This window comes from Arthrobacter sp. 01T419 (assembly GCF_056398865.1).
Map to the genome: position 1 here is coordinate 254,504 of NZ_JBFTQF010000004.1, position 24,643 is coordinate 279,146.

Annotated in this window: 20 protein-coding genes and 1 pseudogene; 13 read left to right on the top strand and 8 right to left on the bottom strand. The window is 64.5% G+C overall.

Annotated features, from left to right (window positions below):
• Positions 1-23 precede the first annotated feature (23 nt).
• The 7 genes from AC1DLO_RS08935 to AC1DLO_RS08965 all read left to right on the top strand — a co-directional run bounded on the left by AC1DLO_RS08935 (position 24) and on the right by AC1DLO_RS08965 (position 8,378).
• Positions 24-2,546: an MMPL family transporter gene (locus AC1DLO_RS08935; RefSeq protein WP_184736189.1), complete on the top strand. Its 2,523-nt coding sequence runs from the start codon at positions 24-26 to the stop codon at positions 2,544-2,546.
• A gap of 221 nt (positions 2,547-2,767) precedes the next feature.
• Entirely contained in the window at positions 2,768-3,442 is a 675-nt protein-coding gene (locus AC1DLO_RS08940) for a Maf family protein (protein WP_184736191.1), read from the top strand.
• Between the two features lie 242 nt (positions 3,443-3,684).
• The gene (locus AC1DLO_RS08945) at positions 3,685-4,986 is read left to right on the top strand and encodes a collagen-like domain-containing protein (protein ID WP_476889264.1); all 1,302 of its coding nucleotides are present in this window, start codon (positions 3,685-3,687) and stop codon (positions 4,984-4,986) included.
• Positions 4,987-4,988: 2 nt separating this feature from the next.
• On the top strand, positions 4,989-5,426 hold the full coding sequence (locus AC1DLO_RS08950) for a dCTP deaminase/dUTPase family protein (RefSeq protein ID WP_476889265.1): 438 nt from the start codon (positions 4,989-4,991) through the stop codon (positions 5,424-5,426).
• Positions 5,423-5,929: a phage tail protein gene (locus AC1DLO_RS08955; RefSeq protein ID WP_476889266.1), complete on the top strand. Its 507-nt coding sequence runs from the start codon at positions 5,423-5,425 to the stop codon at positions 5,927-5,929. Before AC1DLO_RS08950 ends, AC1DLO_RS08955 begins: the two co-directional genes overlap by 4 nt.
• Before the next feature lie 17 nt (positions 5,930-5,946).
• Positions 5,947-6,432, top strand: coding sequence for a GNAT family N-acetyltransferase (locus AC1DLO_RS08960; protein ID WP_184736199.1), 486 nt, complete (start codon positions 5,947-5,949; stop codon positions 6,430-6,432).
• Positions 6,433-6,569: 137 nt separating this feature from the next.
• Positions 6,570-8,378 carry an acetyl/propionyl/methylcrotonyl-CoA carboxylase subunit alpha gene (locus AC1DLO_RS08965; protein ID WP_476889267.1) on the top strand — a complete coding sequence of 603 codons (1,809 nt, stop codon included), beginning with the start codon at positions 6,570-6,572 and terminating at the stop codon, positions 8,376-8,378.
• Between the two features lie 105 nt (positions 8,379-8,483).
• Here the strand turns inward: AC1DLO_RS08965 and AC1DLO_RS08970 are convergent, their stop codons facing one another.
• Positions 8,484-9,893 (bottom strand): MFS transporter, encoded by a 1,410-nt coding sequence (locus AC1DLO_RS08970; RefSeq protein WP_476889268.1) that lies wholly within the window; start codon positions 9,891-9,893, stop codon positions 8,484-8,486.
• A 292-nt stretch (positions 9,894-10,185) separates the two neighbouring features.
• On the opposite strand from AC1DLO_RS08970, the gene AC1DLO_RS08975 reads away from it, so the two are divergent.
• Genes AC1DLO_RS08975 through AC1DLO_RS08985 form a run of 3 tightly spaced genes read left to right on the top strand, consistent with a single transcriptional unit; the run spans position 10,186 to position 15,396 of the window.
• Positions 10,186-11,592, top strand: a complete 1,407-nt coding sequence (locus tag AC1DLO_RS08975; protein ID WP_476914460.1) for an MFS transporter — start codon at positions 10,186-10,188, stop codon at positions 11,590-11,592.
• A gap of 1 nt (position 11,593) precedes the next feature.
• A complete protein-coding gene (locus tag AC1DLO_RS08980) occupies positions 11,594-13,837 on the top strand; it encodes a molybdopterin oxidoreductase family protein (RefSeq protein WP_476889269.1) in 2,244 nt (747 codons plus the stop codon).
• Positions 13,834-15,396 (top strand): FAD-dependent oxidoreductase, encoded by a 1,563-nt coding sequence (locus tag AC1DLO_RS08985; RefSeq protein WP_476889270.1) that lies wholly within the window; start codon positions 13,834-13,836, stop codon positions 15,394-15,396. The genes AC1DLO_RS08980 and AC1DLO_RS08985 overlap by 4 nt, the downstream gene beginning before the upstream one ends.
• 28 nt (positions 15,397-15,424) lie before the next feature.
• On the opposite strand, the gene AC1DLO_RS08990 is transcribed toward AC1DLO_RS08985, so the two are convergent.
• From AC1DLO_RS08990 to AC1DLO_RS09020, 7 genes and pseudogenes are all read right to left on the bottom strand, one after another.
• Positions 15,425-15,919 (bottom strand): N-acetyltransferase family protein, encoded by a 495-nt coding sequence (locus tag AC1DLO_RS08990; protein ID WP_476889271.1) that lies wholly within the window; start codon positions 15,917-15,919, stop codon positions 15,425-15,427.
• Positions 15,920-15,930: 11 nt separating this feature from the next.
• The gene (locus tag AC1DLO_RS08995; protein ID WP_476889272.1) at positions 15,931-16,692 is read right to left on the bottom strand and encodes a tyrosine-protein phosphatase; all 762 of its coding nucleotides are present in this window, start codon (positions 16,690-16,692) and stop codon (positions 15,931-15,933) included.
• Between the two features lie 9 nt (positions 16,693-16,701).
• On the bottom strand, positions 16,702-16,962 hold the full coding sequence (locus AC1DLO_RS09000) for a nuclear transport factor 2 family protein (protein WP_476889273.1): 261 nt from the start codon (positions 16,960-16,962) through the stop codon (positions 16,702-16,704).
• 146 nt (positions 16,963-17,108) lie between these two features.
• Positions 17,109-17,414 carry an HNH endonuclease signature motif containing protein gene (locus AC1DLO_RS09005; RefSeq protein WP_476889289.1) on the bottom strand — a complete coding sequence of 102 codons (306 nt, stop codon included), beginning with the start codon at positions 17,412-17,414 and terminating at the stop codon, positions 17,109-17,111.
• A gap of 280 nt (positions 17,415-17,694) precedes the next feature.
• Positions 17,695-19,014: pseudogene (locus AC1DLO_RS09010) on the bottom strand (DUF222 domain-containing protein); the annotation flags it as partial.
• Between the two features lie 46 nt (positions 19,015-19,060).
• Entirely contained in the window at positions 19,061-20,047 is a 987-nt protein-coding gene (locus AC1DLO_RS09015) for a S66 family peptidase (protein ID WP_476889274.1), read from the bottom strand.
• A gap of 155 nt (positions 20,048-20,202) precedes the next feature.
• The gene (locus AC1DLO_RS09020; RefSeq protein ID WP_476889275.1) at positions 20,203-21,618 is read right to left on the bottom strand and encodes an NAD(P)H-quinone dehydrogenase; all 1,416 of its coding nucleotides are present in this window, start codon (positions 21,616-21,618) and stop codon (positions 20,203-20,205) included.
• A 129-nt stretch (positions 21,619-21,747) separates the two neighbouring features.
• On the opposite strand from AC1DLO_RS09020, the gene AC1DLO_RS09025 reads away from it, so the two are divergent.
• The 3 genes from AC1DLO_RS09025 (at position 21,748) to AC1DLO_RS09035 (ending at position 24,122) form a co-directional block, all read left to right on the top strand.
• On the top strand, positions 21,748-22,566 hold the full coding sequence (locus AC1DLO_RS09025; protein ID WP_476889276.1) for a purine-nucleoside phosphorylase: 819 nt from the start codon (positions 21,748-21,750) through the stop codon (positions 22,564-22,566).
• Between the two features lie 104 nt (positions 22,567-22,670).
• The gene (locus tag AC1DLO_RS09030) at positions 22,671-23,276 is read left to right on the top strand and encodes a hypothetical protein (RefSeq protein WP_476889277.1); all 606 of its coding nucleotides are present in this window, start codon (positions 22,671-22,673) and stop codon (positions 23,274-23,276) included.
• Positions 23,277-23,393: 117 nt separating this feature from the next.
• Positions 23,394-24,122 (top strand): YcnI family copper-binding membrane protein, encoded by a 729-nt coding sequence (locus AC1DLO_RS09035; RefSeq protein WP_476889278.1) that lies wholly within the window; start codon positions 23,394-23,396, stop codon positions 24,120-24,122.
• The last annotated feature ends 521 nt before the right edge of the window (positions 24,123-24,643 follow it).

Below are 24,643 nucleotides of genomic sequence, written 5' to 3' on the forward strand. Positions count from 1 at the left end.
CACACCGACAGATCGGTTCCGATATGGCACTCCTGCTCTACCGCCTTGGCAAGTTCTCCTACCGTCACCGTAGGCTGGTGATCTCGCTGTGGCTGGCCGTGCTCGTGGCCGTCGGCGGCTCCGCAGCCGCCTTCCACGGCACCATGTCCAACAACTTCCAGATCCCCGGCACCGAAACCCAGCAGATGCTGGACAAACTCAAGAAGGAACTTCCTGCCTCCGCAGGCGGATCCGCCGGGATCGTCTTCGAAGCCGGCGATGCCGGATTCAACCAGGCCGGCAAGGACGCCATTGCGTCGGCCCTCGCCCGGCTGGAAAAACTGCCGGACGTGCAGTCCACGGTCAATCCCTTTACGACTCAAGCATCCCTGGACAAAGCGCCGTCAGATCTCGCTGCCGGGGAACAGAAAGCTGCCGCCGGGCAGGCTGAGTTGGACAAGGCCCGGACCACCCTGGATGCTGGCGATGCCCAGCTTAAGGCCGCCGAGCAGCAAATGACCGCGGCCGGGATGCCAGCGGCGCAGATTGAGGCCCAACTTGCCCCTCAGAAGGCCGAACTGGTGGCCGGACGCCAAAAACTCGACGCGGGCCAAAAGCAAGCCGCCGACGGTGCCACCGCCCTTGCACTGGCCAAACGCCAGGTGACAGCTTCCCAGGGCATGCGCTTTGTCTCCGAAGACGGCAAAGCGGCAATCGCCCAGGTCCAGTTCAAGACCTCCATCAACGGCCTGACCCCCGCAGTCCGGCAGCAAGTCCAAGACATTGTCCACGGAGTCTCCTCAGCAGGTGTCACCGCACTGGCCAGCAAGGAAATCACGGAAGACGTCTCCCAGTTGTTTGGTGTCTCCGAAATCATCGGCATCGCTGTGGCGGCCATCGCCCTCATCGTGATGCTGGGAACGCTCATCGCCGCAGGCCTACCCCTCCTGATGGCGATCATTGGCGTGGCCGTGGGTGTCGGCGGAACCTTTGCCCTCACCGGCGTCATCGACATGAGCTCCATCTCCCCGATGCTCGCACTCATGCTGGGCCTCGCTGTTGGAATCGACTACTCGCTCTTCATCGTCAACCGACACCGCGGGCAATTGCTTTCGGGCATGGACGCGGAGGAATCAGTGGCACTTGCCACCGGCACCTCGGGCAACGCCGTCCTTTTTGCCGGCCTCACAGTCGTCATCGCGCTTGCCGCATTGGTGGTTCCCGGGCTCCCGTTCCTCGCCGTCATGGGCCTGTCTGCCGCCGCAACGGTGGCGGTCGCCGTCGTCGTTTCTTTGACCCTGACCCCGGCGGTGCTGTCCCTTGTGGGCCGCAAGCTGATCTCGAAGCGAGCCTGGGCCAAGGCCGAACGCCACAACGCCGAGCCGGACCACGTCTCGGAAGACCGTGCCGAGGACCAGCGGCGGAGCAGCCGCGGCTGGGGTGGTCTCGTGACTCGCCATCCTGTGGTCTCGCTGCTTGCTGGCGTCGCGCTGCTCGGCGTGCTGGCCCTACCGGCCTCCCAGCTTCGGCTGGCCCTGCCCGACGGCGGTTCGGAACCGGTCGACTCGCAAGCGTTCAAGGCCTACGACCTCACCCGGACGAGCTTCGGCGAAGGAATGACCGGTCCCATCGTGGTCGTCGGCACCTTCCCGTCCGGGCTCAGCGACGACCAGGCCAAGGCCAAGCAGTTCGACGTCGCGGACAAACTGCGCGGCGTCGACAACGTCGTGGCGGCCGTACCGGTAGCCCTCAGCCAGGATCACCGCACGGCCGTTTTCCAGGTCATCCCCAAGGACGGGCCCGCCAGTGCGAGCACCGTCCAGGTGGTCTCGGAACTGCGCGCGAAGGGTTCCGAAATCCAGCAGGCCACAGGCGCCACCATTGGGCTGACGGGGCAGACAGCCGGCAATATCGACGTCTCCGCGAAGCTCGGTGCGGCCTTGCCACCCTACTTGGCGATCGTCGTCGGGCTCTCGCTTGTCCTGCTTCTCCTGGTGTTCCGCTCGATCGTCGTTCCGTTGCTCGCCACTGGCGGCTTCCTGCTCTCGCTCGCGGCAGCGTTCGGCGCTGTGGTGGCCGTATACCAGTGGGGATGGCTGGGCACAGTGTTCGACGTCGCCAACCCGGGAGCCGTGCTGAGCTTCCTGCCGATCATCCTGATTGGCGTGCTGTTCGGCCTGGCCATGGACTACCAGGTGTTCATCACCTCGGGCATGCGCGAATCGTTCATGCACGGCGAGAACGCGAAGCAAGCCGTCCGGAGCGGCTTCAGCCATGCCGCTGCCGTGGTCACGGCCGCCGCCATCATCATGGTCAGCGTGTTTGCCGGCTTCATCTTCAGCCACCTGACCATGGTGCGGCCCCTCGGTTTCGCCATGGCGTTCGGCGTGCTCGTGGATGCGTTTGTGGTGCGGATGACCATTGTTCCGGCCGTGATGTACCTGCTGGGCGAAAAGGCCTGGTGGCTGCCCGGCTGGCTGTCCCGAATCCTGCCGGACGTCGACGTCGAAGGCGCCAACCTGCAGCGCACGACGGCGGCAGGCGTCGCCAAGGAGCTGGTCCACTAAGCGGCTGCTTACGTTTGAGCGGGCGTCGGTTCTGGGTCCAGAACCGACGCCCGCTCACCTTTAACGTCCTTTCCCCTAACCCTCTCTCACTTCTAAATTCACCCGGGCCAAAATGTGAAGGAGAGTTTCGGGATGTGGCCCCAGATGTGAAGGAGCGTCGGGGATTTGGGCCTATTAGTGAGCGAGCGTCGGAGGGTGACGTCGCGTACTACGCTTGAGCCGTGACCCGATTGATCCTGGCTTCCCAGTCCCCCGCCCGCACCAAGCTCCTCACGGAGGCCGGCATCCACCACGAAGTACTCGTCTCGGATGTGGACGAGGATGCAGTGCAAGCCCGGTATGGCGTGACCGACGCGCATGACACCGCGCTCCTCCTGGCCCGGGCCAAGGCCGAGGCTGTCGCCTCCCTGCCCGATGCCGAGGGCGCCCTGGTGATCGGCTGCGATTCCGTGTTCGAATTCGACGGCGAATCGCACGGCAAGCCCTACACCGTGGACATCGCGAAGGAACGGATGCTGCGCATGAGCGGCTCCAAGGGCGTCCTCCACACCGGGCACTGGCTGGTGGACTGTCGCGATACCGCTGCCGACATGGACGACGACGGCGGGACGGCCGACGGAACCGGCGCAACCGTCGGTGCCGTGTCCAGCGCAGAGGTCCACTTCACGGAGATGAGCGAGGAGGACATCGACGCCTACATCGCGACAGGCGAGCCCCTGCACTGCGCCGGTTCATTCACGATCGACGGCTTGGGCGGGGCTTTCATTCGTAAGGTCGACGGCGATCCGCACGCAGTCGTCGGGCTCTCCATCTCGACCCTCCGCGATCTGCTGGGGCAGGCGAACGTTGGAATCACAGAGCTTTGGACTCAGGACGGGTCCACGGCGTCACAATAAAGCGCGGTAATACCGCTCCAATTGCCCTGAATGAGGGCAATTGGGCGTGATATTGTTCACATGGACTGGACTCCGAGGAATTGCAGCATGGCAGCCAGTCACCTGCCGGTATTGGGGGCAGAATTCCTCGTTACAACATGGTCTCAAGGGGGTCCAGGATGAGTCCTGCGATTTTGTCGTCCAATTCGGAGGGCCGGCGGTGGCCGCTCACCCGCAAGATTCAACTTTCAACTTTGGGATTGATGCTTGCCATCGCCGCGACCGGGTGCACCGCGTCCAGCGGAAGCACGGATTCCGGCACATTCAGCGCATGCCTCGACACCCAACAGGGAACTATCAGCTCGGTTTCCCAAGGAAACGCAAAGAAAACCTGCGGTGACGGCGCCGTAGCAGTTTCGTGGGGCAAGGACGCCAATGTTTCAGTCGCAGGCGCCACTGGCGCGCCGGGCCCAACTGGAGCCACAGGACCGGCCGGGCCGACTGGCGCGCCTGGACCTGCGGGAACACAGGGTCCCGCGGGAGTACAGGGTCCTGCGGGAGTACAGGGTCCGCAGGGTGACACTGGTACGACGGGGGCCACCGGCGACACAGGTGCGGCTGGATCCCAAGGCGCCGCAGGTGCCACAGGCCCCCGGGGCGCTAAGGGTGACACTGGAGCCGCAGGCGCAATCGGCGCGCAGGGCCTCAAGGGCGACACCGGAGCAGCAGGCGCGGACGGTGCCACCGGCGCCCAAGGCGCGACCGGCGCAACCGGCGCCCAAGGCGCAACCGGGGCCACAGGCGCCACCGGAGCTACCGGCGCCCAAGGCGCGACCGGCGCCACCGGCGCTCAAGGCATCCAAGGCATCAAGGGAGACACCGGAGCTACCGGGGTCAATGGGCTTCCGGGAACCGACGGCAACAGCGTTCTGAGCGGAGCCAGCGCACCAACTGCCGGCATCGGCAAGGACGGCGACTTCTACCTCAATCTTTCCGACTACAAAATGTATGGACCTAAGTTCGCGGGCACTTGGCCGGGAATTGGGCAATCCCTCATTGGGCCGGCAGGGCCGATCGGGCCCCAAGGCCCCACCGGTGCGACAGGCGCAACCGGAGCGCAAGGAGCTGCCGGCACAAACGGCGCCACGGGTGCCACAGGTGCTCAGGGTGCCCAGGGCGTTGCCGGCCTTGATGGGCCACCCCCGGTCTTCACCGGATCAGTGCGATTCATCGATCCCTCCGATACAACCGGCTATGTGCCCCTCTCCGGCAGTTCGGGCATCGCGGCAGCCGAGTCCGACGCTGCGATCGTCATGCCGAGAGCTGGAACCATCAAGGGACTGACGGCGAACGTCAGCAGCGGCCCAGCCGTAAGCGTCACAGTGATGGTGAACGGATCAGCGTCTTCGTTGACTTGCTCCATCGCCACCGCCGCCACCACGTGCAGCGACGCCGTGGACACAGCCGCCGTAGCCGCCGGGCAGAGCGTCAGCATCAAGGTGACCCACGCCAACGGTGTGGCGGTGCGGAACCTCCGGTTCTCGCTCGGCTTTAACGCAGGCTGAAAATGGACACCTCACTCAAACTGAGCCGCCGGACTTTGTTGATCGGCGGGGCCGGGGCCGTGGTCCTGGCCGCCGCGGGTCCCCTTACGTCCCAGGCGTCTGGACCCGATGTGTTCACCCTTGCCAGTTGGACGCCGCTGGTTGGCCAACAGCTGGCGGCGGGCCCCGCCGTCGTCCGCTTGGAAACTGCGGAGGATCTTCGGCGGGCGCCGCGCCCCGGGGAGCACGCGGATCCCGCTGAACGCTTCCGGCTGGGCTTCAGCTTGGTCACCGGAGCGCTTCCCCCGGAAACCATCGCGATCGTCCACCCCAAGAGTGGATTGGTCAGTCTCTTCATTACTCACGGCGGCAGCAACGCCACCGCTGTCATCGATAGGAGGGGCGCTACGCTGTTGCCTCCAACTGCCTCAGCCCCCAGAAGCAAAGGACCGAACTCATGACTGAACCGTTTATCGGCGAGATCCGGCTTGTTGGATTCAACTTCGCCCCAAATGGCTGGGCATTGTGCAACGGCCAACTGTTGTCGATCGCGCAGAACGCGGCCCTGTTTTCCTTGCTAGGCACAATGTACGGCGGTGATGGGATGACAAACTTCGCCCTCCCCGACTTGCGGGGCCGTGCGGCGTTGCACAACGGCCAGGGGCCGGGCCTTTCCAGCTACTACCAAGGCCAAGTCGCCGGTTCGGAAACAACAACCCTGATCACCTCGAATCTTCCGCCGCACACCCACCCCGGAATGATTGCCTCAACTACCGAGACGACGGATCGGCCCTCGGCAGGGATGGCGCCCGCCCCCGGGGGTTCCTACGGACCACCGGACTCCGCAGTGGCGTTGGCTTCAACCCAGCCTGCCGGAGGCGGGCAAGCTTTCAGCAACCTTCAGCCATCCTTGGCCTTGAACTATGTGATTGCGTTGCAAGGGATCTTCCCATCGAGGAGCTAGGGGGCACGGCCACACCCGTGGAAAGGGCACTTCGGCTCCGCACCCCTGAAGACCGCGACTCCGGTTTCCTCCTGGATCTCTTCACGTCAGCGGCGCCGGGGCGGGAATTCCTCCCGACGTCCCTGCTGGAGATGCAGCAGCGAGCGCAACATCAGCAGTGGTCCGAGTTGTGGGGCGGCAGCGGGAACGTCATTGTGGAGTTCGACGGCGTCCCGGCTGGCAGGATCTGGACCGCATGGGGCACGCGTGACATTCGGTTGGTGGACATCGCCTTGTTACCGGCATTTCGCGGCGCTGGTCTGGGCGGGCGGCTCCTCGGCAGCATCTGCGAGGCTGCCGATATAGCGGGGTTGGACGTTCGGCTGGCCGTAGCGCGCGATAACACTGGAGCGCTGGCCTTATACCAGCGGAGTGGCTTCGTGGCTGAGGAGGCCGGTGCCGTTTTCCTGTCATTGCGCAGATGGCATGAATCGACCTCAGCGCAAGCGCACCGGACGAGCTGAGCCGCTCTGGCGTAACCGTCAATCACGATTTGTAGCAACCCTACAAAGACGGGCCGTCTCACACACGGAATCCCCCATCAATATGGGCGGAACCCTCAAAATCACGCTAGGCTCCCTGAAGGACAGAAGGAGTCAACTTGTCAGCTAATCCGGCGCAGCCCATTTCCAGCCCTCTCACCAAGGTCTTGATTGCCAACCGAGGCGAAATCGCGGTCCGCATTATCCGCGCCGCCCGGGACGAAGGCATCGCCTCCGTGGCCGTCTACGCAGACCCCGATCGCGACGCCCTGCACGTCCGGCTGGCAGATGAGGCATACGCGCTGGGCGGCAACACGGCTGCTGAGTCGTACCTCGTCATGGACAAGTTGATCGATGTTGCCAAGCAGTCCGGTGCGGACGCCATCCACCCCGGCTATGGCTTCCTCGCCGAGAACGCCGATTTCGCCACCAAGGTCATCGACGCCGGCATCACGTGGATCGGCCCGTCTCCGGAGGCCATCTCTGCACTGGGCGACAAGGTGCAGGCACGCCACATCGCCGAAAAGGTTGGCGCTCCCCTGGTTCCTGGCACGGCCGACCCTGTGGAATCCGCTGACGAGATCCTGGCCTTTGCCAAGGAGTTCGGCCTCCCGATCGCCATCAAGGCTGCCTACGGAGGTGGCGGCCGCGGGATCAAGGTGGCCCGGACAGTCGAGGAAATTCCTGAACTTTTCGAGTCCGCTGTGCGCGAGGCCATTGCCGCGTTCGGTCGCGGCGAGTGCTTCATCGAGCGCTTCCTGGACTCCCCTCGCCACGTCGAGACCCAGTGCCTCGCGGACGCTTACGGAAACGTGGTTGTGGTCTCCACCCGCGACTGCTCCCTCCAACGCCGCAACCAGAAACTGGTTGAAGAAGCCCCGGCACCGTTCCTTAGCGCCGAGCAGAACGAACGCCTCTACGAGTCTTCCAAGGCCATCCTGAAAGAAGCCGGCTACCTGGGCGCAGGAACGTGCGAATTCCTCGTGGGCCAGGACGGCATCATCTCCTTCCTCGAGGTCAACACCCGCCTTCAGGTGGAGCACTGCGTTTCCGAGGAAGTGACGGGCATCGACTTGGTCCGCGAGCAGTTCCGCATCGCCCGAGGCGAGAAACTCGGCTACGGCGATCCTGAGATCCGCGGTCACTCCTTTGAATTCCGTATCACCGGCGAAGACCCGGGCCGCAACTTCATGCCTGCACCGGGAACGGTCAGCACGCTGAAGAACCCGACGGGTCCGGGCGTTCGCATCGATTCCGGCATTGAGCAGGGCGACGTCATCAGCGGGAACTTCGATTCGATGCTGTCAAAGCTGATTGTCACCGGCGCCAGCCGCGAACAGGCCCTCCAGCGTTCCCGCCGGGCCCTTGAGGAAATGGTGGTGGAGGGTATCCCCACCGTCATTCCCTTCGACCTTGCGGTGGTCACCGATCCCGCGTTCGCTCCGGCCGAAGGCCCGTTCAAGGTGCACACGCGCTGGATCGAGACCGAGTTCATCAACAACATCCCCGCGTGGACCCCCACCGGAGGAGGAACAGAAGCTGCCGACGCCGGTGAGCGGCAACGCGTCGTCGTTGAGGTTGGCGGCAAGCGGCTAGAAGTTGTCCTTCCCGCGACCCTGGGCTCGGTTTCCTCGGCTGCGAGCCCGGGCGCCAAGGGCGCGAAGGTCAAGAAGCGTTCCCGCTCTGCGGGCGCCACAGCCGCCGTGGCGGGCGGCAACGCCCTCACCTCGCCGATGCAGGGCACCATCGTGAAGGTAGCAGTAGCCGACGGCGATGTGGTTGCCGAGGGTGATCTGATCGTGGTTCTCGAGGCCATGAAGATGGAACAGCCCCTCACCGCCCACAGGGCCGGCACCATCCACGGATTGCTGGCCACGGCAGGCGAAACCGTCTCGGCCGGCGCTGTGATCGCGACGATCGAGGACTAAGACGATCGAAGACAAGCAGCGCAAATGGCTCCGGCCCCGCACCATTGGTGCGGGGCCGGAGCTGTTTAACGCGAGGCTATTTGGCCGAAGCTGCTTTGGCCCGGATCAGGCCACGTTGTTCTCGTAATCTGTGTCCTTGGTTTCCTTGGACAGGAACAAGGCCACGAGCGTCAACACTGCCATGGCGCTGAGGTAGACACCCACCAGGACTGTGCTGCCCTTGGCCGATTCCCAGAGCCAGACCGCGATGAACGGAGCGACTGCTGCGCCGAGGATGCTGGACATGTTGTAGCTGACTGCGGACCCTGTGTAGCGGACGTTGGTGGGGAACAGTTCCGGGAGCAGTGCGCCCATCGGTCCGAAAGTGAGGCCCATCAGTGTGAAGCCGATGATCAGCAACGCCATGGTCCCCACGAAGCCGCCGCTGAACAGGGGCACGAACAGCAAGCCGAACACCAGGATGCCGGCCGTCACGGCGAGCAGCATCTTGCGGCGGCCGTACTTTTCGGCCAGCGGACCGGCCACCAGGGTGAAAATGCCGAAGAAGACGACGCCGGCAATCAGCATCCAGAGGAAGTCGTTGCGGTTGAAGCCCAAGCCCGGAACGAACGCCGCGGCGGCCGCTTCGGTCATCGGTTTCCCGGCCTTGACCGCAGCGGCTTGCGCCCCGGCCAAGGTGGGCTTGGTGCCGTAGGTCAGCGTAAACGTGGTCATCAGGTAGAACAGCACGTAGGTGGCCAGCATGATGAAAGTACCGAGGATCAGCGGGCGCCAACTGGACTTGAACACGCGTCCGATGGGCAGTTTGGCCACTTCGTTGGAGTCCAGCACCTTGGTGAATGCCGGAGTTTCAATGAGCTTGAGGCGTACGTAGAGGCCGAGGATCACCATGACGGCGCTGAGCAGGAACGGCACGCGCCAGCCCCAGGCGGCGAAGGCCTCCGGAGTCAGGGTGTAGCTGAAGACCAGGAAGATGATGTTGGCCAGGATGAAGCCGATCGGCGCACCCATTTGGGGGAAGGTTCCGTAGATGGCGCGCTTGTTGGCCGGCGCGTTCTCGGTCGCGAGCAGCGCTGCGCCGCTCCATTCACCGCCGAGGGCCAGGCCCTGGGCGAAACGCAGGACTACCAGCAAAATGGGGGCCAGGAAGGTCCAGCCCGGGACCTGCGCCGTGGGGAGGCAGCCGATCAGGAACGTCGCAATACCCATGGTCAGCAGGGACGCAACCAGGGTTCCCTTGCGGCCGAACTTGTCACCGAAATGGCCGAAAACGACTGAGCCAAGCGGCCGGGCAATGAAGGCGACACCGAACACAGCGAAGGAGCTCAGCAGCTGGGTGGTCTCGTCCGCCGTCGGGAAGAACAGTTTGGGAAAGACGAGAACGGCTGCCGTGGCATAGACGTAGAAATCGTAGAACTCGATCGACGTTCCGATGAGGCTGGCGAAGATCACGCGACCCCGCGAGTTCACCGGCTTGGCTGACTCGCTTTCCTTGGATTCAGCGATGGAAGACATGTAGTGGTTGCTTTCGTTCACGCCGGCCTGGCGATCCTGAGCCTGCCGGCAAAGATTATTTGAGAGTTCAATAATAGTTCCCGGCATCCAACAAATGGACAATCAGTCCAAGATGCGGACGTCCCAAAAAGTCTCACTCTGTGGTCCACGACACAACAACCTCACCACCATCTCACGCAGTGGTGACCCCCTCCGATAGGCAAATGTCACAGCACGTTTACAAACCGCGACGGTCCGCGAAACGCGCCGTCCCTAACGTGGAAGTACAACGTCCCCACAAAGGAGGCACCCCGTGACAGTTGACCGAAGCACCGAAATCCTCACCAACGAGCAGGCGCCCACCGCCCTCGTCCCCGAGCTCGAACACCGCCCTGGCCGCTGGATTGCCAACTGGGATGCAKAGAACAAGGAGCAATGGAAGGCCGCCGGCCGTTCCATCGCCAAGCGCAACCTGTACTGGTCAATCTTTGCCGAGTTCCTCGGCTTCGTCGTCTGGCAGCTCTGGTCGATCGTCGTCGTCCAGCTCCCGGCAGCAGGCTTCAAGTTCGACACCAACCAGATCTTCTGGCTCATCTCGATCCCCAGCCTGGTCGGTGCCACACTGCGCATCCCCTATACCTTCATGGTCCCGAAGTTCGGCGGCCGCAACTGGACCATCGTCTCGGCCCTCCTGCTGCTGATCCCCACAGCCGGCCTTGCTCTTTGCGTCTCCAACCCCGCGACCCCTTTCGGCGTCATGCTGCTGGTAGCAGGACTTGCAGGCTTCGGCGGAGGAAACTTCGCCAGCTCGATGGCAAACATCACCTTCTTCTACCCTGCCCGCGAAAAGGGCTGGGCGCTGGGCCTGAACGCCGCCGGCGGAAACCTCGGCGCCGCCGTCGCGCAGCTCGTTGTCCCGATCGCCGTCACCCTTCTGGCCGCCGGCACCGTCAACCTGCCCATGGCAGGCCTCATCTGGATCCCGCTGATCCTGATCGCCGCATTCGGTGCGTGGAAGTACATGAACAACCTCACCAGCGCCAAGGGTGACGTGGCAGGCTCCATCGCAGCACTGAAGGAACCCCACCTGTGGATCATGGCCTTCCTCTACATCGGCACGTTCGGCTCGTTCATCGGTTTCTCGGGAGTTTTCCCCAAGCTCATCAAGGACTACTTCCCCGCTTTCTCCTCCATGCACCTCGGCGCAGTTGCCCTCTCGCTCGCCTTCCTCGGACCGCTGGTCGGCTCCCTGGCCCGCCCCTACGGTGGACGCATGGCTGACCGCATGGGCGGGGCCCGGATGACCGTCACATCCTTCGCAGCGATGGCGATCATCACCCTGACCATGATCTGGACCCTTCCGCTCAAGAACTTCTGGCTCTTCCTGGTCCTGTTCCTGATGCTCTTCACGGCAAGCGGCTTTGGAAACGGTGCTACGTACCGCATGATTCCGGTCATCTTCGCTACCTCCAGCCGAGCCGCCCGCTCCGGAGCCAGCGCCGCAAGCACGGCACGCTTGGCTTCATCCTCGCTCGGCCTGATCTCGGCAATCGGCGCCTACGGCGGATTCGTCATCCCCCAGGTGCTCAACGCATCCAGCGCTTCCGGCTCCTACACTCCCGCGTTCTATGGCTTCGTCGGCGCATACGTGCTGATGCTGGCAGTCTGCTGGGTCTGCTACCTCCGCAAGGCCAACCGCAAAGCGATGGGACACATCTAATATGCCCAATGGCGCCAACACCCACTGCCCGTATTGTGCGCTGCAGTGCGCCATGACCCTGACCCCGGCGGCGCCCTCGGCGCAGCCGGGGTCAGACCCCGCTCCCGAGGCAAAGGCACTTCCCCTACTGGACGTGGCCGGCCGCGACTTCCCCACCAACCGGGGCGGGCTGTGCCGCAAGGGCTGGACATCGGCGTCGTTGTTGAACCACACCGGACGAGTGACGGAACCCATGCTCAAGGGGTCCGACGGCGTCCACCGGCCGGTCTCTTGGGACCAAGCGCTCATGCTGGTCACGGGAGCCGTCAAGCAGACCCGCGAGCAGTACGGAGCCGACGCCGTTGGCGTGTTCGGCGGCGGCGGACTGACCAATGAGAAGGCCTACCAGTTGGGCAAGTTCGCCCGCCTGGCTCTGGGTACTTCACGCATCGACTACAACGGACGTTTCTGCATGTCCTCCGCTGCGGCAGCGGGAAACCGCGCCTTCGGGGTGGACCGCGGCCTCCCGTTCCCCGTGGAGGACCTTGATTCGGCGAGCGTGATCTTCCTTCTCGGCTCCAACGTCGCCGAGACCATGCCGCCCTTCGTGCAGCACCTGCAGGGCGCACGCGATTCCGGCGGGTTGATCGTGGCCGATCCCCGCCGTTCCGCGACCGCCGCATTCACCGGCGACGGCGGCGGCCTCCACTTACAGCCGACCCCGGGAACGGACCTCGCCCTGCTGTTGGGTATCTCCCACGTGGTGGTCCACGAAGGCCTCGCCGACGCTGGATACCTTCAAAGCCGCACCACCGGCTACCCGGCGATCGTCCGCAGCCTCGCGGCCTTCTGGCCGGAGCGCGTGCAATCGATCACCGGCGTGCCCGCCACGCTCATCCGCGAGACCGCACGCCGCCTCGCCGACGGCGCCCGGCGCGGCGGCAGCTACATCCTGACCGGCCGCGGAGTCGAGCAGCACGTGGACGGAACGGACACCGCCACGGCCGCAATCAACCTCAGCCTCCTCCTGGGCCTGCCTGGATCCCCCCGCAGCGGCTACGGCACGCTGACCGGCCAAGGCAACGGCCAGGGTGGCCGCGAGCATGGCCAGAAAGCCGATCAGCTCCCCGGCTACCGCAAAATCACCGATCCCGCCGCCCGCGCCCACGTCGCCAAAGTGTGGGGCGTGGACGAATCCCTCATTCCTGGCCCCGGCCTTCCGGCCGTGGAGCTGTTGAAGTCTTTGGGACAGCCTGACGGCGTCCGTTGCCTTTTCGTGCACGGAGCCAACGTGGCGGTGTCAGCCCCCGACGCCAGCGCCGTGATCGAGGGCCTGCGCAGACTCGACTTCCTGGTGGTTTGCGATTTCTTCATGTCCGAGACTGCGCTAGAGGCCGACCTCGTCCTCCCTGTCACCCAGTGGGCCGAGGAAGAAGGCACCCTGACCAACCTTGAGGGCCGCGTACTCCGGCGTCGGAAGGCCCTCACCCCTCCCCCGGGCGTCCGTAGCGAATTGTGGCTCATGGCCAGGCTCGCCGAATCCCTCGACGCTCCGTCCACGTTCAGCGACGATCCCGAGACCGTCTTTGAGGAACTCCGGCTCGCCTCGGCTGGCGGCTTGGCCGACTACTCCGGCATCGACTACGCCATGCTGGATCGCGGAGAAGCCGCGTACTGGCCCTATCCCACCGGCAGCTCGGGAACGCCGCGACTCTTCCTCGACAGCTTCGCGCACGCCGATGGGCGCGCGGTGATGGTCCCAGTGGCACCGCAGAAGCGGTCCCAGCGCTCCGCCGTCGTCGGCTCTGATCCCAATCCGCTGACGCTCGTCACCGGACGGCTGCTGGAACACTACCAATCGGGCGCCCAAACCCGCCGGGTCACCGAGCTCTCGGCCGCGCAGCCAGAGGCCCTCCTGCAGATCCACCCAGCGACGGCGGCCGTCAGGGACATCTCCGCTGGCGACCTTGTCCGGGTCTCCAACGAGCGCGGAGAAGTCCTGTGCAGGGTGGAGATCAGCAACGCGATCCGGACGGACACCGTTTTCCTGCCCTTCCATTTCCCCGGTCTGGGCAGCGCCAACCGGCTCACCGAGGCGGTTACGGATCCCATTTCCGGCATGCCGGAGTTCAAGACCAGCAGGGTCTGGGTCCGGAAGGCGGCACTACCAATAGTCGAACCGGAGTTGGCTGCCCAGTTGGCAGTGCTCTCCACAGCTGCGCCAGCGGCGGCCGGCTTGTCAACGCACGTCAAGGAGGCATCGTGAGCGAGCGAATTGTGGTGGTCGGATTCGGACCGGTCGCGGCCCGGCTGGTGGACGAGTTGCTGCCCGCCGTGCGCAGCGGGCTCGTCCAGCTGCTCGTCGTCGGGCAGGAAAGCGAAGCCGCGTACAACCGCGTCATGGTGGCGGAACTCGGCGTTGGCCGGACCACCGCGGAGGCCCTCGCGATGGCGGACGCCACCGATTTGGCGGCCGACGGCGTCGAGGTCCGCTTGGGTGTCACGGTCAAACGCATCGACCGTGCGCGCCAGCAGGTTGTCCTCTCGGATGGAACCACTCCCGGCTACGACCGCCTGGTGTTCGCCACCGGCTCAAGGCCAGTCATTCCGAACCTTACGGGTATCAACCCTGATCCTTCGCACCCGGTACTGCCTTTGGGCGTGACCGCGCTCCGTGACCTTCGTGACGCCGCACAGCTTCGCGAGGCCGTGGTTGCCGGCAAGCGCCTGATCGTCCTCGGCGGCGGTGTACTGGGCCTCGAAACGGCTTTGGCTGCGGCGGAAGAAGGCGCCGTGACCACGGTGGTGCACAACGGTTCTTTCCCGCTGGGCCGCAATATCGACCGCGGCGGTGGAGCCGTTCTCGCGGCGAGTTTGCGCAACAGCGGGATAACCATGGTGGGCAACGCCCGTTCCACGGCCGTTGAACACAATGGCCCGGACGGGACGTTTTCCGCCCTGGTGCTCAACGATGGCTCGAGGATCGAGGGCGATCTTCTGGTCCTCTCCTGCGGCGTGCGTCCGAGGATCGAACTGGCTGAAGGCTGTGGGCTGCCTGCGGCCACCGGCATCCTGGTGGATCACCACCTGCGCACATACCACGAGCCGCACATGTTCGCGATCGGTGATTGCGCCGAAGTCCGCTGCGCCGATGCCGAGTGCGCAGAATGCCGCACCGCACCGGGTCCTTCAGGTCTGGTTGGTCCGGGCTGGCGGCAGGCCGAGTGGCTTGCCGAGTACCTGATCCTCCTTGCCGAGGGGGGCCAGGACGCAGCCGACACCTTGGCGCCGCTCCCACAGGAGAAGCCCGGAGTGGTGGTGTTGAAGGCCCGCGGCATCAACCTCGCCGTCGCTGGCGACAACGCTGCCGAACCGTGGGACGACGAGCTGCTGTGCGTCGGCGTTGCCGACGGCAGGCCGCGACGCCAAGTGGCCCAATGGGCCGATCCCGAACACTGCCGCTACGTCAAGATGACGACGCGGGGCGGGGCGCTCGAAGGACTCGTGACCGTCGGCATGCCGCGCACGGCCGCGGAACTCGTGATGCTCTTCGAACGCGGCTCCGAACTGCCCGCCGACCGTTCGCTTTTGCTTCGCCTGGACGGTCCGGACCAGCTGGATTCTTCTGCTTCGATTGATGATCCGCAGCGCACAGTTTGCCGCTGCGCGGGCGTCAGCGGTGCGAGCATCGAGGAAGCCGTGCTGGATGGATGCTCCTCGGTGCCGGAGGTTTCCAAGGCCACCCGCGCGGGGACGGGCTGCGGCGGATGCCATGGGGACATCAAGGGGATTATTGAACGGCATTTCCAGGGGGTTGCGGCGTAGGTGGTTTAGGCGCCCGGATGCAATCTCCCTATAGCTGTAGTAACAGGGTGTCAGAGCCGCCGTTCCGGCCGACCCGAACGAACCCGAGCCGCTCGTACAGATCCCGGGCGCGGTTGCCGTCCTCCACGCTGAGACTGACACTTCGCAGCCCGCGGGAGCGTCCTAGAGCGATCAGTGCTGTCATGAGCGCCGTGCCGGTACCCGCTCCGCGATGAGCGGGCACGACCCCGATTGTCAGTTCCGGGATGTCCGCCGCCACGAAGCCGTACCCGGCGTCGTCGGCGGGGAAGATGCGGCACCATGCGGCGCCGATACCTTCTCCCATCCCGGTCTCGGCGACAACACCGAAGTCCCCCGGACGGGGCCAGCCCTGGACGTAGTGCGAGAATTCCGGGTCGTTCATGAGCTGTTGGCGCGTGAACCGGTCAACCCCACGCCAATTCGCTGCTTCAAAGCAGGCCGCCCAGAGAGCCGACGTGTCTTCGGCGGTCGCTTCCCGGACTTTGATTGCTGCAGTTTCCATGATTGCCACGCCTATTCCGCCGGGTTTGGGAGTGTGATGGTCGCGCCGCGCCAAGTGAAGAGGGCCTTCCCGTCCTCGTCGGTGAAGTCTGCGGCGTCGAGGAAGGCCTGGAGATCGAATTTTTCCAAGGCGTTCCGGAACGCGCCCTCGGTTGTTGTGCCATGTTGCCGGCACAACTCCTCGAGCTTCGGTTCAGCGTTGTTTCGGTTGCCGTTGGCCGCTCGGACATCACCTAACCTGACTGTTTCCAGATAGTCATCGATGATGCATTCGGGGTCGGCGCCGATTGCATGAAGCAGAGCCATGGCAACTAGGCCCGTCCTGTCCCTGCCTCCCATGCAATGGAAGAGGACTCCTCCTGCCGGTGCGTTGAGTACCTCCGTTATGGCTGTACCGGCCCGTTCGGGCATGGCTGCAAGGTGCGGGAGGAAGTAAATCGCTGTGCCCACTAGGCCGTTGTCCCAGTAGTCCGCCCAGAACGCCTTGTTTTCGAGGCCGTCAAGGTCAACGTGGATCGTGGTAAGCCAACCGGGCCGTTCCCGGGTATCTGTGTTGCGTTCCCGTTGCTGGCGGAGATCCACCACGGTGCGGATCCCGGCATCATAGACCTGTTGCCATCCGTTCCCGGTGATCCAATCGACGTTCTCGCTTCGGAAGAAGACGCCGCGTGGAGTGACCGTCCCGTCTGTGCGCTTCAGACCCCCTAGGTCGCGTCCGTTGACCAGCCCGTCGACTTTAAGTGTGCGATCTTCGTTCTTTTTCAAATCCCACATGCCTCCTAGTCAATCAGAGCCATCGAAAACCAGCAGGCCATCATCTCTGCGCGTCCGATAATGCCCGTCCTGAATTGCACGAAATGTCGCCTCGATGGCAGACCGGACCTGTTCACGGCCCTCGTGGGATCCGTCTGAAAACCAAAAAGAAACGTCGTCGGCTTTATACGGCAGTACGCGCTCGATGTCATGCGTGTTGTTGGCCGCCTCGTACCCGCGCATTACAGCGGTGAGCTCATCGACGAGGATCCCCCGGTTTCGAATCTCCATCCGCATACTCTTGCACAGCCGTTGAAGACGACTACAGCGCATCACGTTGAGGCCGGGGGTGAGTTTCGGGGGTGCGCCGGATTTCGTGGACGTCCGGTTCGCGTCGAATTCTCACCCTCCTTGGCACGTCGCATCGAGGCCCGCGGTCACACGTGGAAGTAACGGTTCTTGCGTGGTTGCTGGCGCGGGTCGATGTGGGGTGGCGGGATGAACCAAGGCACGCCTGCTTGGATTTGGATGTGCCACTCTTCCTTGTGGATCAGATGGTGGTGGTGGCTGCAGAGCAAGACACCATTGCCGACACTGGTAGGCCCGCCCCGGGACCAGTACTCGACGTGGTGGGCTTCGCACCACGGGGCCGGCATCGTGCACGAAGGAAACGCGCAGCCTTTGTCCCTCGCGGTGATGGCCTTCCGGATGTGGGCGGGGAAGATCCTGGAGGCCCGGCCCATGTCCAGCACTTGGCCTTCCCCCGCCGAGGACAACGGGGATAATATCGGCGTCGCAGGCGATCTTCCGCAGCGTGGCCGCGGGGACGGGACCAGTGAAAGTAAAGGTTCCCGTGCCCGTTTGCGGCTGTGGTTGGCCGAACAGCGCCGATTGCCCGTGCGGCTGCGACTCGCCGGCGTGCCCTGGTTGTTCAGATTGCTCGACGTACGTGAGTTGCGCAGCTTCTTTGAGCGGTGCCAGGAGGTCGCGGTGGTCGATGGTGGCCATGATCTGGGGGCGCTGGCCTCCGGACGCGGGCAGTGCCCCTGTGGCGAGGGCGATCTTGCAGGCGCCCAGCAACCCGTCCAGGAGTTTCTGCGCCCTCGTGCGGCGGTCCAGGGACGCGGCGTCGTCGTGTGAAACTCCCGGCCGATCGTTTGCGGGAGCGTTTGTCAGCTCGCTCCCGCCGCCCGTGTCCGCCTGCTTGTCCCCTGGTCCGGGCTCCTGGCTAGTGCGGGTACGGGGATTGGTGGCGGTGTTCATGACGGTGACCAGGTGCTCGTATTGGTCCTGGGTGGCGAAGATCTCCAGATGCTGCAGCCCGTGTTTGGGCTTCCGGAGGAAGGCGCCCTGGAGGTGGCGCAGGGCTTCTTCGCTGGGTTCGGTACCGTCCTGGTCAATGGCTTCGGTCCAGCGGCGGGCGATCCTGGCCAGGAAATCGGCATCATTCTCGGCCGCTGTCATGGTCAACGCGTGTTCCATCTCCACGGCTGCCTCGGGGTTGCACAGGGGCCGGGCGCGTTCAAGAGCCATGGTGATGGTGGTGGCAGGACGGGAGGCGATGCTCCCGCAAGCAAAAGCCGCGGCCACTTCCCCATATCGCGGTTCGATCCGTTGTCCTGTGAGGGAGCGGCCGGGCAGCAGGTCCTCCGCCAAGGCAAGGCGGCGGCGGGCCTCGGCCGCGCTGATCCTCAGGAGCGAGCGCAAGTGCTCGCCCGTGTTCCTGAACTCCTGGACCCCGGCCCGGCCCGTTTCCGCCACAACACCGGCGACACATGCGCTGAGCGCATCGGCACTGGATTCGGACGTACTGGTGCGGGCGGTCCCGCCACCGAACCCCTCACCGAGCCCGCCGTCGTCGACGTCGGCAAGGGTACCGGCTGCCCTGGCCTCCGCTCCGGCGTTGCCAGCGCCAACTCTGGAAGCGCCTGCCCTGGCGTCGGCTCCCCAGCCTGTCATCCAGCCAGTTTTGCTGGCCGGCTCGTGTTGTCGCGCGCCGTGCAACTGCCCCGCGGCGACGACCTGTAAATAGTCGAGGGTGCGGGACAGTTCCTCCACGCCGAAGGCAAACGCGGCGGAGTCCTGCAACCCCAAGGACCCGACGTCGTCGACCGCCGTCCGCGCCAGGGACCGCATCGCCGCAAGAGCACCCTCCAGAACCCGCTGGGGACCACCGTGACCGCCGCCGTGATCGTCGCGGGGATCCAGCAGAGAGAGTCTGCGCAGGTCCGGCGCTTGACCGGCCGCAGGCACCATCCGCGGCTCCCGCACCCTATGGGACACCAGGAACCGGCCACCGGACACAGCGCCGTGGCGCGTGGTGAGGTGCCCGATCGCTTCCATGGAATTACTCTGCCAGCAGGCACCGACAAAATAGCCTGCCCACCCGTCAGTGGCGCGTGATCCTCAAACTGCTCGATTCATCCACCGTAACTTCGGCCTCGCCGCCAATCGGGAACGTCAGGATTGGCGAGGTGTGGCCAAAATCAGCGTTGGCAAGCACCGGTAAGCCTGCAAGAACGGAGTGTTTGGCCACAATCAGGGCCAGCAATTCCCTGGTCATTCGGCTTGCCTGCTGAAAGCGACCTATCACGAGACCCCGAATGCCTTCTACCCCCGGCATCTGCAGCAGCGACGCAAGGTCACGGGCAAATGTGGCTGGGTGGCTTTCGAAGTCGTCCTCCACGAAGAGGAGTGCCCCTTCCAAGGACGGCATGTTCGCCGTTCCTTGCAGGAGATTCAGGGTGCAGAGGTTTCCGCCCACAATCCTTCCGCTAGCAGTGCCGCCTTGCAGCGGCCACCAGCCATCGCTCGGAATCAGCGTTCGCCCATCTTGGTCGCGGAACCATGTGTCGTCTGTCCATGCCTCGGCGGGACGTATGTCCATGGTCGCCTGGCCAAACAACGCGTCCACAAACCAAGTGTGGCTCTCCTCGAAGTGGTCCCTCATGCCAAACGTGGACCAGTGTGGCCCCGAATAGGTCACCAGTCCGGTTCGCGCGTAAATAGCGTTTTGAAGGGCCGTGATGTCCGAATAGCCGCACAGGATCTTCGGATTCGCCGCGATGAGGTCCCAGTCGAGATATGGAAGCAATTCGTTGCTGCTGAATCCACCGATCACGGTCAAGATTCCCGCTACTTCTGGATCCGAGAAGGCCGCATGAAGATCATCGACGCGTGACTGCACTGACGACGAAAGAAGTCCGTCCATCTCGTCCACGTGCTCCCCGAAGGAAAGACGCAGACCCATCTCCGCGAATCGCCTCTCGATGTGGCTCGTGTTGTCGTGTTCCATCACCACGGCACGGCTCAGGGCAGGTGCAACGACGCGCACTAAGTCACCGCGACGAAATTTGGGCGGGTAGGTAGACGGCATGTGTTCGACGCTAGCAAACGAAACGCCGACCAGCCGTTTGGAGGGCGGTCGGACGGCGCGGCTTGGGGACGCGCATCGGTTTCATGCGACGCAAAATGCCCCGCGATACGGGAATACACGCGTCATGGGGCATTTTCTGTGTCGCAGATCCGGAGTTACATATGCACGTGCAGCCGTCGCGCGGCTTCCGAGATGGACCCGGTCAGCGAGGGGTACACGGTAAAGGTGCTCGCGAGGTCGTCGACGTGCAGTTTTTGCTTCACGGCAACAGCGATGGGGAAGATCAGCTCGGAAGCGTTCGGTCCCACGACGACGCCGCCGATCACCGTGCCGGAACCCTTGCGCGCGATGATCTTGACGAAGCCGTCCTTGGTGTTGCGCATCTTGGCGCGGGCGTTGCTCAGCAGGGACAGTGTGATCACGTCGCCCTGGTACTTGCCGGATTCGAGGTCGGCCTCGGAGACGCCCACGGAAGCGATTTCCGGTGACGTGAAAATGTTGGCGGCCACTTGGTGGAGCTTGATGGGCATGACGGCGTCGCCTAGGAAGTGCGCAACCGCGATGCGGCCCTGCATGGCCGCGACGGAGGCGAGTGCCAAGATCCCGGTGCAGTCGCCTGCGGCGTAAATGTTCGGCGCGGTGGTGCGCGAAACGCCGTCCACTTTGATGTGGCCGGACTCCGTGACAGCCACGCCCGCCTCTTCCAATCCGATTCCGGCGGTGTTGGGAATGGAGCCCACGCAGACGAGGCAATGGCTGCCCGTCACGACGGAACCGTCACCCAAGGTGACCTGCACGCCGGCGTCGGTCCTTTCCACGGCCTCCGCGCGAGAGCGGGACAGAACACGCACGCCGCGGCGTTTGAAGACACCTTCAAGGACCTGGGCCGCGTCCGTGTCCGATCCCGGCAGCACCTGGTCGCGGCTCGAAATGAGGGTGACGTTGGAGCCAAGGCCGTTGTAGGCCGAAGCGAACTCGGCGCCAGTGACGCCGGAACCAACGACGATAAGGTCCTCCGGAAGTTCCTCAAGGTTGTAGATCTGTGCCCAGTTGAGGATGCGCTCGCCGTCGGGCTTCGCCGTGGGCAGTTCGCGGGGGTGTGCGCCGACGGCCAGGAGGATGGCGTCGGCGGTGATCGTCTTGGTGCCGTCGGAAGTGATGACCTCGATGGTGTGGTTGTCCACGAGCTTTCCCGAACCCATGAGGATTTCCACGTCAAGGTGTTCGAGGCCCACCCGGATGTCGTCGGACTGCTCCCGGGCAAGGTGCAGGACGCGGTCATTGATGTGGCCCAGGTCCGCGCGCATGCCCGGCGCTACATCGCTGCCGTCGACGGCGAACTTGACTCCCAGCTCCCCCGCCTCGCCGACGCGGGTCATGAGATCCGCCGTCGCGATCAGGGTTTTGGAAGGCACGACGTCGGTGAGGACGGCTGAGCCGCCGAGCCCGGCGCGCTCGATGAGGGTGACCCGCGCTCCTAGGTGCGCTGCGACCATGGCCGCTTCATATCCGCCTGGACCTCCGCCCAGGATCGCGATTCGTGGTGAGCTGAAGTCAGGATGCATGGTCACAATGATCAATTCTTACTTATTGACGGCGCCACTGCCACTAAGCCCCACCTGAGAACGGCTGCAGAAGCCGTTTGTCCCTGTTCAAGAGTGACCTGTTCAACAGCGCAGGCGGCACTGTAGCTTGTACCAGTGAGTAACACAGAGCTGATCAACACAGACCCATTCGAGGCCGCCAAAGCTGCGGCCGACTACATCGCGGCGGAGACCGGCGTCGAATCCCATGACGTCGCCCTCGTGCTCGGCTCAGGCTGGGGCGCGGCTGCGGATCTCATAGGCGAAACGACGGCGACTCTTACCGCATCGGAAGTTCCCGGCTTCTCGGCCCCTGCGGTTGAGGGGCATGTGGGCACCATCCGCTCGGTCCTGACGAAGGAGGGCAAGCGTGCCCTCGTGCTGGGCGCGCGCACCCACTACTACGAAGGCAAAGGCGTTCGATCGGTGGTCCACGGCGTGCGCACGGCCGCGGCCGCAGGATGCAAGACCCTGGTGGTGACCAACGGCTGCGGCGGCCTGAACGAGGCGTGGACCCCTGGCACTCCCGTTCTGATCAGTGACCACATCAACCTGACGGCGGCTTCTCCCCTTGAAGGCGCCACGTTCGTTGACCTCACGGACTTGTATTCCTCGCGTATCCGCGGCTTGGCGCGCGAGGTGGATCCAACGCTCGACGAAGGCGTTTACGCGCAGTTCACCGGCCCGCATTACGAGACGCCGGCCGAAGTCCAGTACGCCAAGCGAATCGGCGCGGACCTGGTGGGCATGTCCACCGCCTTGGAAGCCATCGCCGGCCGACACGCGGGGATGGAGGTCTTCGGCATCTCCCTGGTGACCAATCTGGCCGCAGGGATCAGCCCGGTACCTCTGAGCCACCAGGAAGTCATCGAAGCAGGCCAGACGGCGGGCGCACGTATTTCGCGACTCCTGGCGGACATCATCGCGAAGCTCTGATCGAGTAGCCGGGGAGTCAAGGTTCCCCGGCAATTTCGGCCATGGCGGGGCCAGTAGAATTTGAGTGATTCTCCGCCACTGAGCTCAACCGGAAAGGCCTGCCGATGATGACATCCGCTCCTTTCCGCTTGATGCGGACGGCCCTGATCGGTTCAATCATCCTGGGCTTGGCTGCGGGCGGGCACCTGGCCGGTGGCGGCAACTTGCCGACGCCGGCCATTTTGACCGCGCTCTGTGCCCTGACAATCCTTCCGGTCGCCGTACTGACGCGCACCCGGCTTTCGTTGCCGGTCCTCGCGGGGCTGCTCGGAACCGGGCAGCTCTGCCTTCACTGGGCGTTCTGTGGGCTGTCCGGGGCTTCCCCGGCCGCGCCGCTGCAGTCCGGACATGCAGGACATGTTCCCTTGGCGCCAGCCCCCGACACCATGAGCGCCATCTCCTCAACCCACGCCGCGGCAAGCGACTGGCAAATGCTCGTGGCGCACACGGTCGCAACCTTGGGCACGGCACTGGTGCTCGCACGGGGCGAACAAGCACTATGGGCACTGGCAGCGTGGCTGCGCCCGTTGATCCAACTGCCCGCTCCAACAGCGACCCATCCGCTCCGCACCCCCGCCCCCTGCACGACCCCCACGGTCCGTCCTCGTGCACTCCCCGCCCTTCTTCTTCCGTCCCGGCGCGGTCCGCCGGCCCTGGTGGCCGCCGCCTAAGACCCGCCCCCTTTCACATACGGGCAGGGACAGGCGGCAACCCCCTGCCTTCACCGGTCCGGACCTCCGTCCGCCCCGGCCCCTAACTGTTTTCCTTTGTGAAAGGGCATCATTGCCATGAAGACCTCCTTCCGCCGTACCCTCAAGACCGCCTGCGCCGCCACGATGGCCGCTGGGCTGCTCGCTTTCGGCGTTTCCGCCGCCTCCGCACACGTCCACGTCGACCCCGACGACCCGGCAGCAGGCGGCTACACCCACCTGACGTTCAACGTGCCCAACGAATCGCCCACGGCCAAGACCGACAAGCTCGAAGTGTCCCTGCCCACCGACACCCCGTTCAACTCGGTATCCGTGAAACCCATCGAAGGCTGGAACGCCGAACTCATCACTTCGACCCTGCCCAAACCTGTCACGGTCGCGGGGGCAACCGTGACCAAGGCTGTCACGTCCGTGGTGTGGACGGCGGACGCCGCGCACCAGATCGGGCAGAACGAATACCAGGCGTTCTCGATCTCGGTGGGTGTCCTGCCCGACGCCGGCACCACCATCACCCTGCCGGCAACCCAGACCTACACGGACGGCACCGTGGTGAAGTGGGACGAGAAGACCGTTGCGGGACAGCCCGAGCCCGAGCACCCGGCCCCCTCATTCGTGACCACCGCCAGCGACGAGGCCGCCTCAGCGGCACCCACGTCCTCGCCGTCTGCGACCGCGGCACCGGCGGCTGCGAAAGCGTCCGACGACGGCGGATCCACCGCCGGCTGGTTCGGCCTGGCAGCGGGACTGATCGGCCTCGCCGCCGGCGTCACCGCCCTGGCACGCACCCGCCCCGCCAAGAGCAAATAGCCCGTCCACAACCAACCAGACGAACAGCCCGCGCCGAACCCGGCGCGGGCTGTTCGCGCTCCCACTCACCACCAGTTCACTCAGCCTCATCGAACCGAGCCGCACCAAGCCACCTGGACCACGCGACAAGTCTCGTCACACCAATTTTCCAGCGCGCGTCAAGTCAATTCGCCCCTTCGTTAATGGCATGTGAACTTTTCGAATAAATCAGATTTATTCAGAAATATTTGACCCCTAGCGCAATCCATGGCACGCGCGCGGTGTAAAAATGTAAGCGCTTGCGCATAGATGTCTGACATGTGGCGAACAGGCTCGTAGTGCCCTCGAAACACGGGTTGCGGCAGCATTCCACGCCTGTCTAGCTTTGAACGGTCCCGGCAAGTCGACGTGCCAGGACTACAAGGGTGGGGGCCTCCCAAAAAGCCCCCATCCACCCCGACACGATGGCGTTCCGGATGACGCCAGCGGTGTTATCGGGGACACCGGAGTTCGGACAGGGCTTGCGCCCATTCCACGTAGTC